The following is a 16,255-nucleotide window of genomic DNA, read 5'->3' as shown; positions in this document are numbered from 1 at the left end:
TCAATGAGCAACAAACTCGAAAAGCTGATGTTCAGCGTGTCGCTGATCGACCGGGCGAGCGGCGTCGCCGGCAAGATCCAGCACAGCCTGGACAAGCTCACGCAGCACGCCACCCGGGGCTTTGTGCAGATGGCCGCCGGCGCGACGGGTTTGCTGGGCGCGGGCGTCGCTCTGGAGAGCATGCTGGGGCCGGCCATTGAAATGGATCGCGCCTTGGGGGAAGTCAAAAGTCTGGGCGTGGCCAATGAAGCCTTGCGCACCCTGGAGGAAACCGCGCTGCGCTTTTCCATCCGTTACGGCGAAGCCGCCGACGACTTTGTCCGCTCCAGTTACGACATTCAAAGCGCCATCGCCGGGCTAAGCGGTCGCGAGCTGGCCGCGTTCACCGAGGCCGGCGGCGTGCTGGCCAAGGCCACCAAATCCGACAGCGCCACGATCACCAATTACATGGGCACCATGTACGGGGTGTTTCAGCGCACGGCGGAGCAGATGGGCAAAGCGCAATGGGTGCAACGCCTGGCTGGCCAGACCGCCAGCGCGGTGCAGATGTTCAAAACCACCGGCGCGGAGATGGCGGCGGCCTTTGGCAACCTGGGCGCGGAAGCGCAAAGCCAGGGCGTGACCATGGCGGAGCAAATGGCGGTGTTGGGATCGCTGCAAGCGACCATGAGCGGGACCGAAGCCGGCACCAAATACAAGGCGTTCTTAGCCGGCGTCGGCAACGCCCAGAAAGCGCTGGGCCTGGCGTTCACCGACAGCCAAGGCCGTCTGCTGCCCATGGTGGATATTCTGACCCGCATTCAGGGGAAGTTTGGCGACATCGACACGGTGGCCAAGGCGGACCTGTTGAAAAAGGCTTTTGGCTCCACGGAAGCGGTCGGCCTGGTCAAGCTGCTGATGCAGAACACACAAGGCCTGGCGGGCGCCATTGACCAGCTGGGCGCGCAGACCGGCATGGATAAAGCGCGGAGCATGGCCGAGGCCATGATAGATCCCTGGCAACGCTGGGCGGCGGGCGTCAACGCGGTCAAGGTCAGCCTGGGGCGGGCGTTCCTGCCCCTGCTGCAACCGCTATTAGATCGGATGACCGCCGGCGCGGACACCCTGACGCGCTGGACCCGATTGTTTCCGAACCTGACCCGTTTGGTGGCGATCGCCACCTTAACTGTGATCGGTTTAGTGGCGGCGGCCTCCGCCTTCGCCCTGGCCGCCGGCGTCGCCCAGTTGGTCCTGGCGGGCTGGCATGCGGTGCTTTTGCTGGGAGCGGGTGCCATGCGCGCCTGGTCGCTGGCGGTCAGCGCCGGACGCGCGGCGCTGTTTCTGTTGCAGATCGGAACCTACCTGGCGGCGGGCGCCTTTACCGCCATGCGCGCGGCCCTGCTGACCGGCGCGGCGGCGACCTGGGCGTTTTCCACGGCGCTGCTGGCCAACCCCATTACCTGGATCGTGTTGGGCGTGGTGGCGCTGATCGCGGCCCTGGCCGCCCTGGTGATCTACTGGGACGAGGTCAGCGCGGCGGCCTCCGCCGCCCTGGGCTGGATCGTGGAAAAGTGGACCGGCTTACGCAGCCTGATCGAGGACAACGCCTTTTTAAGCGCCATGTTTGCGCCGCTGTTGGCGGCGGCGGATCTGGCGGGATGGGTGATTGATTCCTTTGCAACGATTCCCGACTGGTGGGCGCAGTTCGCGCAATGGCTTAACGACCTGGACCCCTTCGCCGTGATCGGCGCGGGCGTGGATTGGCTGATAGACAAAATCAACGCCATCCCCGGCATTGAAATTGGCGACGGCGGCGAGATCCAGCTATCGGAAAAAGTGCGCCAGGAGCGCGAAAGCATCCAGGGCTTTGCGCCGGCCCTGGACGAAGGCCGAGTGAACCAGACGCCGCCCGGGGGCTTTCTGCAGCAAGTCAGCAACGCCAACACCACCACTCACCGGGGCGTCACGGTGGAGAAACTGGAGGTCAACGCCAACGGGCCGGTAAACGGCTTCATGCTGGCGGATGAACTGAGCATGGCGGCGGGGTAAATCGTGGCGGACTTTATCGACCTGTTTATCGTTAACAACGATATCAGCCTGGACGGGATCGGCGTGCCCATAGAAATCAGCGGGCGCGCGTCCATCGCCCAGGACCTGAAACACATGATCCGCGACAGCGGCCTGCTGGTGGAGCTGATCGGCGAGCGCAACCCGGAAAAAGTGGCGTTAAACCTGAGCCGCATAGAAACCCGCATCGAGAACGACGCGCGGATTACGCCAGGCACGGCCAAGGTCACGCGCACGGACCCGGAAACGTTTTATATCACCGCCAAAACCCTGAAATACGGCCACTTAGAGTTTTACCTATGAACGACCATACAGACGACTTTAGACGCCAGGTCAAAGACGCCGGCATTCCCACCACCGAGGCGGAGTTAAACCGCGCCTGGCGGGAGGAAGTCGCCGTCCAGGGCGTGGCGTTCAGCAACGACAGCGAATACTCGCCCTGGTGGCGCATGGTGTCGGTGTTGGTGACCAAACCCGTGCTGTGGCTGGTGGACCTGCTGATTAGCGGCGTCCTGCCGCAAATGTTCGTGAAGACGGCCAGCGGCTCCGCCCTGGATCTGCTGGCCTGGGGCGTGGCGGTGGAGCGCAAGCAGGCGGCGAAGGCGCGCGGGCGCGTGCAGTTCAACCGGGCCGACTTGTCCGGCGAGCTGGAAATCGCAACGGGAACCGGGATTCAAAGCGCGAGCATTAACGGCAAGATTTACAGCTTACGCACTATCGCCACGCAACGCTTTCACGACGGCGAGGCCACTTTGTTGGCGGAGGTGGAGGCGGCGGACGCGGGCAGCGGCTACAACCTGGCGGCGGGCTATTACGCGGTGCTGCAAAGCCCCATTCCCGGGGTGACCGTCACCAACCTGGACAACTGGCTGTTGCAGCCCGGCGCGGATCGCGAGAGCGACGACGCGCTACGTCTGCGGGTGCGCAACCAGTTCAGCGCGGTGAACCAATGGCACACGGACGCGGTGTATACGGCGATTATCGCCCGCTTTGACGGCGTCAGCGTGGACAACGTGTTTTTTGAGCATGAGGCGCCGCGCGGACCTGGCACGGCCAACGCCTTTATTTTGTTTGAAACCGGAACGCCCGACGCGGCTTTTTTAGCACGCATCCAGGCGACCATTTCCGACGACGGCAACCACGGCCACGGCGATGACCTGCAGGTGTTCGCCATGCCGGAAACCCAGCACGCCGTCAGCGCCGACCTATGGGCGGACGACCGCCTGGACGCGCCCGCGCGGGAGCAGTTAAGGCAGTCGGTCATGCAGTTTATTCGGGCGGCGTTTCGGGAGAACCAGGACTATCAACCGACGCGGACCTTTCCGTTTAGCCGGTTTTCCTTCAGCCGCCTGGCGCAGGAGTTACACGGGGAATTTCCGGCGCTGGCGTCCATTGATTTTAAAACCAGCGATATCACCAGCCAGATGGCTATTCCCCGGCTGAAGTCGCTGACGGTGACCTTGCAATGATCGAGATTAAATTGCCGTTCTGGTTAAGCGGGGAACAGCTGACCAAGCTGACCCGCGCCGCGCGGCGCTACTGGGAGCGGGTGGAGCATTGGCTTAGCTGGCCACTGCGTCAGATTGACGCGGAGACCTGCGCCCTGGGCGTGCTGGACCTGCTGGCCTGGCAGCGCAATATCACGCGCTTTAGCGGCGAGCCGGAACGCCTGTACCGGCTGCGGGTGAAATACGCCTACGCCAACGCGGTGGACGCCGGCAGCGTGGCGGGCGTGAAGCGGATTTTTCAGCGGCTCGGCGTGGGTTACCTGGAGGTGGAGGAGCGCACCCCGGGCCGCGACTGGGACGTGATCACGCTGCGGGTGACGGACGGCCAGCTGGCGCAGAACGCCAAGCTGCTGTCCATCATCATCGGCAAATACGGCCGGACCTGCCGGCGCTATCAGTTCGAAGTGATCACCCCGCTGACGGCGGGCGTGGCGCTGACGGAATTCAACAACACCTGGGCCACGGACGTGGCCACGCTTTAAGGGGATGACATGCCGGCGATACTCAATAGCGGGCGCGATCTGATCGCACAAAAACAAGCGGTGGGACAACCGCTGATCATTAACCAGTTTATCCTGGCGGACCTCGACGGGCTGGACCCCAGCCAGCCGGTGAACCCCAACGAGGCGACGCCGCCGGCGTCCGCCATCGTGTGGCGCGGCCCCGTCACTAAAAGCGGCTATGTGAGCCCGGATCAGGTGGTTTACAGCCTGCTGCTGGGCGTGAACCTGGGCGACTTTTATTACAATTGGGTGGGTTTGCAGGCGGAGGACGGAACCCTGGTGGCCGCCGCCTACACGGAGCGGCAACCCAAGCGCAAAACCCAGGGTGTGAACCTGGGCAACACGATCACCCGCAATTTTATGATGGCCTTCACCGACGCCCAGGCCGCCACCCAAATCACCGTCAACGCGCAGACCTGGCAGATTGATTTCACCGCGCGCCTGGACGGGATCGACGAGCGCGAGCGCCTGAGCAATTTTGACATATACGGCGCGCAGGCTTTTTTAGGCGACGGTTTTCTGCTGCGCAAAGAATCGAATCAGTACAAATTAAAAGCCGGCCAGGGTTATGTGGGCGGCATCCGCGTAGCGCAGGCAACAGACCAGGCGATTAACCCCGGCTCGCTGCCGAAAAACGTGTGGCTGGACGTGTCCCTGCAGGGGAACGCCACCGACGTGGCGCCGGTGATCAAGGTGGTGTGCAGCAATGCTAATCAAGCGTCCTTCGTGGACGGCGCCAACCGATTGCACCACCTGGTCAAGGTGGCCAGCATCGCCGGCGACGGTGCGGTGAGCGATCACCGCAACCGCCTGGGCGACCCTAAGCCGCTGTATCAGCTGTTTTTGCAGGTGGCGGACGTGGTGGACAACCTGACTACCTCCGCCAGTGATAAACCGCTGAGCGCGGCTCAGGGCAAGACGTTAAAGCAATTGGCGGACGCCAAGCTGGGGGCGACGCAAACCGCCGTGAATGCGGACAAATTGGGCGGGCTGACGCCAGCCCATTACAGCAAAGTGGCGGACATCGTTAACAACCTGACCACGGAGGTGAGTAATAAGCCGCTGAGCGCGGCCCAGGGCAAGGCGTTAAAGCAACTGGCGGACGCCAAACTGGGGGCGACGCAAACCGCCGTGAACGCGGACAAGCTGGGCGGGCTGACGCCGTCGCACTATCAGAAAACCTCGGACCAGATCGACGCGGCGCGCCTCGTCAACGTGCCGTCGCGGTGGAGCGCGCAAGTGGATTTGTCCAACTCCGTGAGCAGCACGAACCAGTCGGTGGCGGCGTCCAGCTACGCGGTAAAAATCGCCTACGACCTGGCCAATGCGGCATTGCCTCGCAACGGCAAGGCGGCGGACGCGTCGAAGCTGGACGGCCTGCCCGCGTCTACCTTCGTGCGTTACTCGGATCAGACCAGCCATAACGCGAACAACGGCTACGTGCGAACGTCCACGGGCATCATTATCCAGTGGGGCACGGTGGCGGTGATCAATGACGGCAGCGTGCCGTTCTCGTTTCCGATTGCGTTCCCGTCGGTCTGTTATGTGGTGGTGGGCAACCGCATGGACCCGGGGTCCACCAAGATTGTTCCCATTCACACCTGGAACCGCACGGCGTTCTATACGGACCGCTCGAACTCCATTGAGAACGTCACAAAGGTGGCGTATGTCGCCATTGGCAGATAAAGAGGTAAGCCGCGATGTATTACTTATACAGCCCCAGCACCCGGGGCTTTTACCTGGAATCCTTACACGCCGCCGGCGGCTTGCCCCTGGATGGGGTGAAAGTCACCGAAGAGGAACGCCAAGCGTTGCTGGAGGGTCAGGCGCAAGGCTTCGCCATTGAGATCAACGACCAGGGCCGGCCCGTTGCGCAGCGTCCCGCCCGGGAATCGATCTTCCAACGCCGGGAGCGCGCGCGGCGCGCCATTGACGCCGCCGCCGGCGACGCCCGGGCCGCCTTCGTCAGCGCTGGCCAGCTGGTGGAGGAGGAATACCGCCTGGCGCTGCGTCAGGTGCAGCAATGGCGCGACGCCGGCCAACCTGCCGACGTCGTGCCGGAAGCCATCCAGCATTGGGCGGACGCGGCGGAATTGTCAGCCTTGGATGCGGCGGACGACATCGAACGCACGGCGGCGCGTTGGCAAGCCGCCTTGCTGCGGATTCGCGGCATTCGCTTACAGGGCAAGGCGGCCATCAATCAAGCTGACCCCGACGCCGACTTAATGGCGCTGGCGCAGCCCTTTATTGATCAGCTGGCGGCGCTGCCCGCCTTTGAGGAGCTGGCGGGATCATGAGTTGGCGACTGACGGCGTTTAAAGCGTCCGCAAAAGAAGCGCAAGCCGTCGCCCTGGCGGCGCCGATCCTGGCCGGCGCGGACGCGTCCCTGGCCGAGGCCAGCGCGCGGATGCAAGGTGTGTCTTTATCCTATGCGCGCAATCCTTTGGCGGCGCAGGCGAGCGAGGCGGCAGCGGCGCGGGACGCCTACCAGGCGTTAATGCAATACGAGGGACGCGTGTTGTGTGTGCATCCGTTTCAGGAAGGCGTGGGCGACGGGAGCGGCTTATATCGCTACTTGTCCGCGCCCAATGCGGCGGCGCGCCTGGCGGCCAAACTGACTGACGCCCAGGACGCGGGCCGGCCCCGTGGACTGCTGGACGCGGTCGCCCTGTTGATCGTGGCGCGGGATCTGGCGGGCTTCGCCGAACGCCTGGCGTCCTTCAACGCGGTATTCCCTGCGCCGGAGCTGCAACTGGCGCAGCGGCGGGCGGCGCAGCTAGCCACCCTGGAGCAGGAAAAATTCATCCTGCCGGATGCGCCCCTGACGCCGCCTTGGGTGGCGCGCGACGGCGTGCAGATCCCGCGCCTGGCGCAGCACGGGCGCGCGGTCGGGGCGCAACTGGCCACAGCGCAGGGTTACGCGGCGGAAACGCCAAGCCCGATAGAGGAGTTACAAGCGGTGATCGCCCGTAAGCGTCAGCGATTAGAACAACTGCAAAGTCACTACGAGCTGTTAAAAGGCCAGCTGACTGGACAGGCGGGTTACGCGCTTTACGCCCAGGGCGATGCGTCAGCTGTAGCGGCGCAGTTACAGGCAGGCGCGCCCGGGCATGAATACGTGCTGACGGCGGGGGCGCTGCTCATCGCTGGCGCGGGCCGGCTGGCCTTTTTAAAAGAGACTTTCGGATTATGAGACTCAACGACTTTACCGTCCCCGGGACCGAATTAACGGTGACGGGCAATCTGCGCATCGAGACGGAAGATTTAGGCGGCCAGACCAGCGGCACGGAGCGCGCTAACAAGGGGATTAAACCGAAAACGCTGACCGTGTCCCTGTTGATCTTGAAGAAACACGCCAGGGATTTAACCGATCTAGTGAAAGTGGCGGAAGCGGAGGACCGCGCCGGCAAGCTGCGCGTTTACGACATTGTCGAAGACACGGCCCGCGCCATGAACGTGCGCCAGGTGCAATTTACCGGGGCGTTCGTGTGCAAGGATCTGTCCCCCAGCCAGGCCTGGCGCGTCAGCTTCACCTTGGCGGAATACCTGAGCGTGGCCGAGAAAACCGAACAGCGCCGCGACCTGAGCCAGGCGGAGGCGCAACAGGCCACCGGGGAAACCATCGCCGCCCAGGAGGAGACGCCCGCCGAAGGGGAAACCCTGACCGGCTTTGAAACCTTCCTGAGCCGGGTGGACAAGGCGCTGGCATGAAGCTTCACAAATCCCTGAGCGTCGGCGGAACGCCGCTTAAATTGGTCTCTGAAGACGTGCGCCTGGCGTTGTTCAGTCCTGGGCGGGCCGTGTTTACCGTGCAGGCGGACGCGCCCTTATCGGGCGTGGTCCAGTTCGCGCTGGGCTATGACCCCAGCGCCTTACAGCGCTTTTTTATCGGTTACGTGGAAAGCTGCACGCCCCTGGATAACCAACAACAGCGGCTTTTCTGTCGGGAACTGACCGCCACGTTAAACCGGCGCTTACCGCTCAATCTGCGCCACGTCTCGCTAAATGAAACCCTGGCGGCGATCAGTCAGGACAGCGGGCTAACCTTCGTCACGCCGCCGGAGCCTTACGCCAACACCAAAGCGCCGGCGTTTTATTCCTGGGGCGGCGGTTACCACTGCATGGACGCCTTGGCGGAGGTGTACGCCATCCCGCACATGATCTGGCAACAGCAAGGCGACGGCGCGGTCTACGTGGGCAGTTGGGCGCATAGCTACTGGGCGACCCGGCCCGTGGAGATCCCGACCCACTTACTAAACGGCTTCGGCGTGGCCAACCGCGCCCGCCTGCCGGCGACGCCAAAGCTACGCCCAGGCGTCTGGCTTAACCAAACCCATTACGTCACCCAGGTAAGCCTGGCCGACAATCATATGAACCTGACCTGGAGCGCTGCGCCGTGGACGAAGAGATTAAAAAGATAGTATTGCGGATGTTCCCGGAGCTGAGCGGCAATTTGCACTTGCCGCGCCTAGCTAAGGTGGTGGCGATCAGTGACCCTCTGGAGAAACCGGAACTCTGCGACCGCTTCCGCCCCCGCTACGCCGTAGACGTGCGCGTACTGACGCCCCAGGGCGAGGAAGATCTGGAACTTCCCCTTTATCGCTGCGTGCCGTTGCCGGTGTCCTATGGCGGCATTGAGCGCGGCCAGTTTGGGTTCCCGGAACCTGGGACCATCGTAGAGGTGGCGTTCGCCTACGGCCTGCCGGACCAGCCCTTTATTCGCACCGTACTGGGACAGGGTTTAGGCGCGCCTGGCGTCCAGCCGGGTGACCTGGTGTGGCAGCAATCCGAAGCGGTACGCCAGCGTGTGAGCGCCAAAGGCGACTGGCTGCGGGAGACGCACGGAGACATAACCGACAAAAGCGCCCGCCGCTGTGTGGACGCCCTGGAGAACCAGGAGCGTTACCAGGACCGCCTGACCGAAGTCAGCGAACACAGCGTGGAACATGTCGGCGGCGTAAAGACGGTAGAAGCCTTGGGCGCGTTAAAACTGCTGAGCGGCGGCCATGCAAACCTATCGGCGGCGGATAACCTGAACCTGACTACCGCCGCCGATCTTAACCAAGCCATCGCACGGAACCGGCACGCGTCGATCCAGGGCGACGACAACGCCACCGTGGGCGGCTCGCGCTCCGCAACAATCAGCGGCAGCGACACGCAAACCAGCGCCAACAAAACCATAAACGTTCAGGGAAGCCATACCGACATCGCCAGCGCAACACGACAGATCCAAGCGCAAATCATCCAGCTAAAAGCCAGCGCCGCCGTGACCATCCAAGCGCCAGCCATCGCCATGGGAAGCGGGGGCGTGGATGTGTTGCAGGTGATTGCGGATCTGATCGGGGTGGTTCAGGAGTTGGCGGCTACGACAGCGAGTCACACCCACGGAGGCGGAGGCAGCGGGACGCCATCAAGCAGTGGGAGCCATAACGGCCAGGCGAGCCGCGCAGGCGCTTTGAAAAACCTGATTACCAGGCTGACTCTGTAACCTCCTCCGCACCAACTGGGACACTTATAGAGCACATCTATTTCATATGCGGCAGATACCGATGCAGGTGCTATATTTGTTATTTGAGTTGAGAGAAAAGACTACTTTGTAACAGTGAAAAAATGTTGGCAACCCTCGATAATAATAATCACTTTAAGCTCTATTCAGTGGAGTAAACGTGTTAGAAGAGCGACTGTATGTAAGATAAAAATATTAATTTAGTAAAGGGTTCATATAACAGGATGAATGATGGAATTACTGGTAGCGCAGAGTTCGAATGTACAAATTGTGGGGCTCGCTACGAATTAAAAGACGAAGACTTTTGTTTTCAGGCAGAGTCTGCAACAGAGCGTGGAATGGGACAAGAAACGCAATATGTATCTGTGGTTGAAATATCATGCCAAAACTGCAATCAAAACATCCGCCTTACTTTTGATGTTTGGGAGTATCCAGTTGGTGCTATCAGTAATGAAAGCGAAGAGTCAGAAGGGGCGGAAATAATATCAAGTGAGTTCGATATTCTTCATGAAGAGAAGGAAGAATATATAAAAGCAACAATAGATCTAACAAAGCAATTATTAACATTTAGATTTGATCGATTCTCCGAAATTTTGGTGGATTTGTGGTTTAAATTTTACAAGATAAGCCCTGGAATTACAGCTTTGGCAAGCATTGTAGTTTCAACTGGGTTTCTTGTTGTGGTTATTTATACCATATATAGCACGGAGCAATTAAGATCACTTGAAATTGCGGCTAATCAAGATTACAGAAGCCAGTATTCTCTTTTAAAGGAAACAGAGAAAAACCTCAACAGCTTATCTTTATTTATTTCAAGCAAAAAAAATGAAATTGAGAAAACTCAAGCCTTGATTGAGAGTCTTGAGAGAAAAAGATCAGCGATTGAACCTATTGTAAATGCAAACCAAGAAACGATTAATGCAATATTTGATGAGCAGGAAAGGCAAATGAGGAAAACATTATGGTATGAAAATCTTATCAGCTTCGGTCTGGGGGTTCTTGCCTCATTACTTGCTTCCGTGGTCTGGCACTTTGTGTTAAAAGTTAGATCTAGAAATAACAGTGTATAGAAAAATGTCACGCAGTTTGAAAAAACAAGCAACGCAAGAAACTTAGCCAAGCTAAAAAAGACTCATACAAATCAGTTTTTTATTGAAAGTTGCATCTCGCCTTATAATTTACTTAAAACAGTATTTCTAAATGATCTTGCTTTGTCTTTGTATCGAGGGTTTATACAGCCAATGAACGTCATTCTACCCAATATTCGCATTGCTAACACCTTGTCTTCCTCTGGAGAGTCTAACCATTTTGATATGTCATTAGTCAAAGCAAGTAAATGCTTGTTTCTAGGCTTCAGCTCATTCCCAACTATAGCAGCACCAGTCACCAGTTTGACCGAACCAGCTTCATAGAATCTAGACTTGGATGGATGGATTTTTTTATTATATTTTTTTGCGGTTTTCTCAATTTCACAAATGAAGCTTCTTTTTAAAATTTCTCCAGAAAAAGTTAAGTCGTCGACATAAATAGTCATTTTCGCACTAACTTTACCCGCCAAGATCTCAAACTCATCAAACATCTTCTTATTAGAAAAGTAAGCTAATGGCATGCTAACGCGACTTCCTGTAGGTATATGCTCATTATATGTGAGTAACTGAGAAAGTAAGTCTGCTACGTCTGGTGTACACTTCATCGTATTGTAAAAAAAGTCAAAAACTTGCAATCGAGATGTTGCAGAAAAGAAGCTTCTTATATCTAACGTTATGACATTTTTTCTTGCACCAAGATGTATCTTTGCATTAGTTATGTTAGAGCGACCTTTTCGACCTGAATGTAATGTTTCGCTTGGCTCCATTCGGCACAGAAAACTCGCAATCCTTGAGTGAATTCTGTCTAGCTTTGGTAATGGTTCTTGTATATGTCTTTTTTTATGATTTTTGATCTGAAAGAAACAGCGGTAGTTGTCAATCCCACAAAGAGACTTTAGCTCTTGTGGGGTCGACATTAAAATATTTGCTAAGCGCTTTTTGCTAGATAACTTATAGAGAGGTGAGTCGTGTATAGGATATATTTTGTTTTTTGTTATTATCCTAGGCTTTTTCCGATTTTTTTTCATTTCGAAGAGCCACCCATTCCATAATCCCTAAGATTTTATTAGCAGCTATACTTCTGAACTTTCCGGGGAAAGTATCTATATCGTCATAGTTTTCAGAAAAGAAAACAAGAGAGGAAACAGGAATTTCAAATATCTTTGAGTATTTATCTAAAAGCTCGTAGCTAACAGATTTTTTGCCAGACTCAATCTCGCAAAGATAAGACTTTGAAATTTCTAATTGTAATGCCAGTTCCACCTGGGTAAGGCCATGGAATTGGCGAATTGTTTTTAATGCCCTGTATATCATATTTACTCCTTAAAAAAGAGGGGACCGCTTAAGAAGCGTCGTCCTCATTAAAGAAAAACCTCAGAGCTTTCCAGACAATAATACAAAATTTTATTAAAAATTTGATTATTTTCCACTGCTTAGAGTGTTTTCTCTCTTTAGGCTTCTGCCGTTTAAGCGTTTGCCAGACTACGTTAGAAAAATCCTCAATCTTCATATCAGATAATCTCCTCTGATTGCCAACACTCGGAATTGAGTGTTGGGTCACCATTACCAGAAGAGCATTGGGAGTGACTGGCAATAAACCCCAATTTTCACGTCGTGGTGTCACCACACGACGTGGTCGCACGCTTGGCCTGCGAGGCAATGCTTCACGCTTGACCCTGCAGCATGAGCGGCGTAAAAGTCAGAGACTAAGTCTCCACGAGTGAGTAACCTCACTCAATTAACCGGTGACTGGCTCCCTTTTCTAACGTAGTTGAATGTTATCTCATCGGTTCGCTATTTGCAAACAATATTCGCTATATGCGAACTTTGTTGGTGATCTAGAAGGCTAACTCATGCACTTTCATGAATATTCACTCCTCCCCACGCCTGCGCGTTTTGCAAAAAACTTTATGTAGGGAAAGTTGGCAAACGGGTAAAACCTCATGCTGGAAGGACTGACGCCTAAGTGCTGAAATTCATTTATTGAAAATATTTGAGGTGTTTTGAATTGTAAGTGAGAGAATAAGTCGCCTCTCATAGGGAGGGCGGCACACAGGCTGCTCGTTAACGAATCTGTAAAGGCACTCGCACAGTTTTTCGTATGTTTGGTGGCTTGCCTTTCCGAGATTTTTACACTGGAACCCGTGGCTGGAGGAACTATATTCAAAGTGTTGGAGTGGAAAAACGCACATTCGTGATACACAAATGTTAACTATCCTATGAGCTTCAGAGAATTAGAAAAAAAGTGGAAGGTTACTATAGCCCTGTTGAGCGAGGCCCGCGCAGTTCTCTGTGATTACGCAGGGGGCAGCAAGTATATCGCCGAGTATGATGAATACCTTGATCACAACGAGCTAGAGCTAGCACTTGATATGCTAGAAGAAGCAGCACTTGAGGCAACGAGCAAGCCGCCAAAAGAGATTTGGCTAAAGCTGAAGGAGGCTGCAAAATCTATGGGCCTAGAGGATCGGTGTGAGTTCTATAACCAACAAATACAAAACAGTTAACAAGGCCGTGCATTACGTGCGCTGGACCTAGCTGTGCTCGGCCGTTGTTAGGAGAGCCCACATGAATAAAAAGGTCATGAAAACGGCAGCGACTGACCGGTTGATTTTGGCTAATGCCGAGAAGTTAATAAGCTTCACTGACCGAGCTGACTTACTGTGCCGTTATTCCCAACGAATTGACGATGCATATCATAAAGATTGGTTCTTTGAATTTAATGGCGAGAGTTACTTCACTCCGCCAGCCGTATACATTCAAGAAGGCGTTATTAAATTTATTAACGGTCGTCACCGAACGATACTATTGGCACGTTATCTCACATTATTTCCGGTGCTTGTAGGTCATCTCGACTTGGATCATCACGGAGGAGTCCCACGCCAGGAAAGTATTGATGCTCTAAATGAAATTATGGCGAGTGAATTTGAAGAACATGCAACCTTTAGTAATTTGCCTGAGTTGGAGTGTGGAAATTTTCCTCAGCCATAACAAATCACTCATGTGGGACTGCCGCCCCTCCCCATAGCTCAGACGTTATGCTCTCAAGGAAGGAGTCAACAAATAGTTTCAATCCACGCTCCCCGCATGGGAGGCAACCTGGAAACAACAGTTAAGTAGACGCTGAAGAAGTTCTCGACGATAGAGTAGGGAAGAGGTGCTCTGGATAAGTCGCAGGGGGCCGCGCTTCCAAAAAGCCTGCTCGGGAAAACAGGCTTTTAAGAAAATCACCAATTTCAACGCCGTTTTTGGTTGCTAGTGAGAACTCAGACTTTTCCGCGTTGACACTTTGTTGACACTTTGGCGAAAACAGCACGAAATTACGCCATAACCAGAAAGGGGTTGCTTTGTAACTTGCTGTTTTTAAAGGAAAAAGTTGGTGGGCCCACCAGGACTTGAACCTGGGACCAACGGATTATGAGTCCGCTGCTCTAACCAACTGAGCTATAGGCCCTTATAGTGTTTCTGATTTCTCAGAAGTCCCGAATTAAGAGGTCGGGGGAAGAGAGGGCGCCAATTATACCTATCAGATATAGTTGGCGCCAGTATTTTGCTAGCTTTCGATTAATCGTCGATGAAGCTGCGTAGGTGGTCTGAGCGGCTGGGGTGTCTCAGCTTGCGCAGGGCTTTGGCTTCGATCTGACGGATACGCTCACGGGTGACGTCGAACTGCTTGCCGACTTCTTCCAGAGTGTGGTCCGTATTCATCTCAATACCGAACCGCATACGCAGTACTTTGGCTTCTCTTGCGGTCAAACCAGCCAGTACGCGGCGAGTAGACTCTTTCAGGCCTTCAGTGGTCGCTGAATCAATTGGAGATTCTGCGTGAGAGTCCTCGATGAAGTCGCCCAAATGCGAATCTTCGTCGTCACCGATTGGCGTCTCCATGGAGATGGGCTCTTTGGCGATTTTCAGTACCTTACGCACTTTGTCTTCTGGCATGTCCATCTTTTTCGCCAGTTCTTCCGGCGTCGCTTCACGGCCCATTTCCTGCAGCATATGGCGGGAAATGCGGTTCAGCTTATTGATGGTCTCAATCATATGCACCGGGATACGAATAGTGCGAGCCTGATCGGCGATAGAGCGTGTGATAGCCTGACGAATCCACCAAGTCGCATAAGTGGAGAACTTGTATCCGCGACGATACTCGAACTTGTCTACCGCTTTCATCAGACCGATGTTGCCTTCCTGAATCAGGTCCAGGAACTGCAAACCGCGGTTGGTGTACTTCTTGGCGATGGAGATAACCAAGCGCAAATTGGCTTCCACCATTTCTTTCTTGGCGCGACGGGCTTTTGCCTCGCCAATGGAGATCCTGCGGTGGATTTCCTTGATGTCTCCAACAGGCAGATCAACTTCGTTCTGAATGCTGATGATGCGGCGCTGTAGACGAGTGATTTCCTCTTCTTTGGTTTGCGCCGTTTTTGCCCAATCCTCACTTCTAGCGCCCAGACCTTTAACCCACTCAAGATTGGTTTCGTTGCCGGGGAACATCTTGATGAAGTTCTTGCGCGGCATTTTGCAGTCACGGGTGCAGATGTTCAGGATCTCGCGCTCATATTTACGGACGCTGTCGTTAGTGATGCGGATCGTGGTGATAATTTCGTCGAATTGTTTCTGTGCTAATTTGAAGGGCGCAAAAATACGGCTGACTTCGTCAAAACAGGACTGTGCTTCACGACTGTCACGGCCATGTTTCTCAATGGCGACGTTCAGCGTGTTGAAGGCTTCGCGCAACTCAGCGAAACGGCCGCGAGCGATTTCAGGGTCAGGGCCACTGTCGTTATCATCGTCGCTATCGCTGTTGTCATCGCCATCGCTTTCTTCGTCCTCTTCATCATCGAGGTCCTTGTTCTGGCCTTTGGCTTTTTCGCCGTCTTTACCTGAGCTCTCTTCTGCTTCTTCATCCTCGTCCTCCTCATCTTCATCGATGTCTTCGGACTCTGGCTCTTCGGCAGCTACAGGAATGACGCCGTCTTCTACTGGGTCAAGGAACCCTGTGATGACGTCGCTGACGCGACCGCCATCTTCGCCTTGTGTAGCGTCAAAAGCGGCAAGAATGTTGGAAACCGTGCCAGGATAGTAAACCAGCGTGGCCATAACATCGCGCAAACCTTCTTCGATGCGCTTAGCGATCTGGATCTCACCCTCACGAGTCAGCAGCTCAACCGTACCCATCTCACGCATGTACATACGCACCGGGTCAGTAGTGCGACCTACATCGTTTTCGACAGAGGCAAGCGCCGCCGCAGCTTCCGCTGCTACAGACTCATCAGTGGAATCACCATCGGTGATCAACAAGGTATCCGCATCTGGAGCTTCTTCGCAGACCATGATACCCATGTCGTTAATCATGCGTATAATGTCTTCCACCTGATCCGGATCTGCTATATCCTCTGGCAGATGGTCATTAACTTCTGCGTATGTTAGGTAACCTTGTTCTTTGCCGCGGGCGATGAGTTCTTTCAATCGAGATTTTCGGGAATTGCCTGACATAGTCACCCTACGAATTCGGTGGCTTAATGGGAGAAAAACAAACAGCTATTATAGCCTGTATACTGTTTGCGCGCTAGAAACCCTATGTGGAGACGACTTAAAAATTTT

At 55.2% G+C, this 16,255-nt stretch carries 16 protein-coding genes and 1 tRNA gene; 13 read left to right on the top strand and 4 right to left on the bottom strand.

The annotated features are described in order from the left end of the window. The first annotated feature begins 3 nt into the window (after positions 1–3). The 11 genes from AC2IBB_RS31225 to AC2IBB_RS31175 all read left to right on the top strand — a co-directional run bounded on the left by AC2IBB_RS31225 (position 4) and on the right by AC2IBB_RS31175 (position 10,633). Positions 4–2,028 (top strand): phage tail tape measure protein, encoded by a 2,025-nt coding sequence (locus AC2IBB_RS31225; protein ID WP_486330536.1) that lies wholly within the window; start codon positions 4–6, stop codon positions 2,026–2,028. A gap of 3 nt (positions 2,029–2,031) precedes the next feature. Next, a complete protein-coding gene (locus AC2IBB_RS31220) occupies positions 2,032–2,349 on the top strand; it encodes a DUF2590 family protein (RefSeq protein ID WP_486330535.1) in 318 nt (105 codons plus the stop codon). After that, entirely contained in the window at positions 2,346–3,515 is a 1,170-nt protein-coding gene (locus tag AC2IBB_RS31215) for a baseplate J/gp47 family protein (protein ID WP_486330534.1), read from the top strand. The genes AC2IBB_RS31220 and AC2IBB_RS31215 overlap by 4 nt, the downstream gene beginning before the upstream one ends. Beyond that, positions 3,512–4,036, top strand: a complete 525-nt coding sequence (locus AC2IBB_RS31210) for a phage tail protein (protein WP_486330533.1) — start codon at positions 3,512–3,514, stop codon at positions 4,034–4,036. Before AC2IBB_RS31215 ends, AC2IBB_RS31210 begins: the two co-directional genes overlap by 4 nt. A 9-nt stretch (positions 4,037–4,045) precedes the next feature. Next, positions 4,046–5,743, top strand: coding sequence for a phage tail-collar fiber domain-containing protein (locus AC2IBB_RS31205; RefSeq protein ID WP_486330532.1), 1,698 nt, complete (start codon positions 4,046–4,048; stop codon positions 5,741–5,743). A 14-nt stretch (positions 5,744–5,757) separates the two neighbouring features. Then, the gene (locus tag AC2IBB_RS31200) at positions 5,758–6,354 is read left to right on the top strand and encodes a hypothetical protein (RefSeq protein WP_486330531.1); all 597 of its coding nucleotides are present in this window, start codon (positions 5,758–5,760) and stop codon (positions 6,352–6,354) included. Further along, complete coding sequence (locus AC2IBB_RS31195) at positions 6,351–7,250, top strand: hypothetical protein (RefSeq protein ID WP_486330530.1); 900 nt, start codon at positions 6,351–6,353, stop codon at positions 7,248–7,250. The genes AC2IBB_RS31200 and AC2IBB_RS31195 overlap by 4 nt, the downstream gene beginning before the upstream one ends. Beyond that, positions 7,247–7,768: a baseplate complex protein gene (locus AC2IBB_RS31190; RefSeq protein ID WP_486330529.1), complete on the top strand. Its 522-nt coding sequence runs from the start codon at positions 7,247–7,249 to the stop codon at positions 7,766–7,768. Before AC2IBB_RS31195 ends, AC2IBB_RS31190 begins: the two co-directional genes overlap by 4 nt. Then, a complete protein-coding gene (locus AC2IBB_RS31185) occupies positions 7,765–8,478 on the top strand; it encodes a hypothetical protein (RefSeq protein ID WP_486330528.1) in 714 nt (237 codons plus the stop codon). Before AC2IBB_RS31190 ends, AC2IBB_RS31185 begins: the two co-directional genes overlap by 4 nt. Continuing rightward, positions 8,454–9,545: a hypothetical protein gene (locus tag AC2IBB_RS31180; RefSeq protein WP_486330527.1), complete on the top strand. Its 1,092-nt coding sequence runs from the start codon at positions 8,454–8,456 to the stop codon at positions 9,543–9,545. Before AC2IBB_RS31185 ends, AC2IBB_RS31180 begins: the two co-directional genes overlap by 25 nt. 242 nt (positions 9,546–9,787) lie before the next feature. After that, entirely contained in the window at positions 9,788–10,633 is an 846-nt protein-coding gene (locus tag AC2IBB_RS31175) for a hypothetical protein (protein WP_486330526.1), read from the top strand. A gap of 101 nt (positions 10,634–10,734) precedes the next feature. Here the strand turns inward: AC2IBB_RS31175 and AC2IBB_RS31170 are convergent, their stop codons facing one another. Further along, positions 10,735–11,568, bottom strand: a complete 834-nt coding sequence (locus AC2IBB_RS31170; protein ID WP_486330525.1) for a reverse transcriptase family protein — start codon at positions 11,566–11,568, stop codon at positions 10,735–10,737. An 85-nt stretch (positions 11,569–11,653) separates the two neighbouring features. Further along, positions 11,654–11,965: a helix-turn-helix domain-containing protein gene (locus AC2IBB_RS31165; RefSeq protein WP_486330524.1), complete on the bottom strand. Its 312-nt coding sequence runs from the start codon at positions 11,963–11,965 to the stop codon at positions 11,654–11,656. 905 nt (positions 11,966–12,870) lie between these two features. Here AC2IBB_RS31165 and AC2IBB_RS31160 point away from each other — a divergent pair. Further along, complete coding sequence (locus AC2IBB_RS31160; protein ID WP_486330523.1) at positions 12,871–13,158, top strand: hypothetical protein; 288 nt, start codon at positions 12,871–12,873, stop codon at positions 13,156–13,158. 61 nt (positions 13,159–13,219) lie between these two features. Beyond that, entirely contained in the window at positions 13,220–13,642 is a 423-nt protein-coding gene (locus AC2IBB_RS31155; protein ID WP_486330522.1) for a hypothetical protein, read from the top strand. Between the two features lie 386 nt (positions 13,643–14,028). Here the strand turns inward: AC2IBB_RS31155 and AC2IBB_RS31150 are convergent. Then, positions 14,029–14,105 (bottom strand) — tRNA-Ile (locus tag AC2IBB_RS31150). Between the two features lie 110 nt (positions 14,106–14,215). After that, positions 14,216–16,147, bottom strand: coding sequence for an RNA polymerase sigma factor RpoD (rpoD, locus tag AC2IBB_RS31145; RefSeq protein WP_486330521.1), 1,932 nt, complete (start codon positions 16,145–16,147; stop codon positions 14,216–14,218). Between the last annotated feature and the right edge of the window lie 108 nt (positions 16,148–16,255).

This window comes from Hahella sp. NS-SX17 (genome assembly GCF_057367735.1).
Note: the sequence above shows the minus strand (reverse complement) of the source record. Positions and strands in the feature narration are given on the sequence as shown.

Excerpts from the sequence above, each read along its gene's own strand:
- AC2IBB_RS31215 (WP_486330534.1), top strand. The coding sequence starts at position 2,346 with ATGAACGACCATACAGACGACTTTAGACGCCAGGTCAAAGACGCCGGC.
- AC2IBB_RS31160 (WP_486330523.1), top strand. The coding sequence starts at position 12,871 with ATGAGCTTCAGAGAATTAGAAAAAAAGTGGAAGGTTACTATAGCCCTG.
- AC2IBB_RS31170 (WP_486330525.1), bottom strand. The coding sequence starts at position 11,568 with ATGTCGACCCCACAAGAGCTAAAGTCTCTTTGTGGGATTGACAACTAC.
- AC2IBB_RS31195 (WP_486330530.1), top strand. The coding sequence starts at position 6,351 with ATGAGTTGGCGACTGACGGCGTTTAAAGCGTCCGCAAAAGAAGCGCAA.
- AC2IBB_RS31200 (WP_486330531.1), top strand. The coding sequence starts at position 5,758 with ATGTATTACTTATACAGCCCCAGCACCCGGGGCTTTTACCTGGAATCC.
- AC2IBB_RS31185 (WP_486330528.1), top strand. The coding sequence starts at position 7,765 with ATGAAGCTTCACAAATCCCTGAGCGTCGGCGGAACGCCGCTTAAATTG.
- AC2IBB_RS31175 (WP_486330526.1), top strand. The coding sequence starts at position 9,788 with ATGAATGATGGAATTACTGGTAGCGCAGAGTTCGAATGTACAAATTGT.
- AC2IBB_RS31210 (WP_486330533.1), top strand. The coding sequence starts at position 3,512 with ATGATCGAGATTAAATTGCCGTTCTGGTTAAGCGGGGAACAGCTGACC.
- AC2IBB_RS31225 (WP_486330536.1), top strand. The coding sequence starts at position 4 with ATGAGCAACAAACTCGAAAAGCTGATGTTCAGCGTGTCGCTGATCGAC.
- rpoD (WP_486330521.1), bottom strand. The coding sequence starts at position 16,147 with ATGTCAGGCAATTCCCGAAAATCTCGATTGAAAGAACTCATCGCCCGC.
- AC2IBB_RS31165 (WP_486330524.1), bottom strand. The coding sequence starts at position 11,965 with ATGATATACAGGGCATTAAAAACAATTCGCCAATTCCATGGCCTTACC.
- AC2IBB_RS31155 (WP_486330522.1), top strand. The coding sequence starts at position 13,220 with ATGAATAAAAAGGTCATGAAAACGGCAGCGACTGACCGGTTGATTTTG.
- AC2IBB_RS31190 (WP_486330529.1), top strand. The coding sequence starts at position 7,247 with ATGAGACTCAACGACTTTACCGTCCCCGGGACCGAATTAACGGTGACG.
- AC2IBB_RS31205 (WP_486330532.1), top strand. The coding sequence starts at position 4,046 with ATGCCGGCGATACTCAATAGCGGGCGCGATCTGATCGCACAAAAACAA.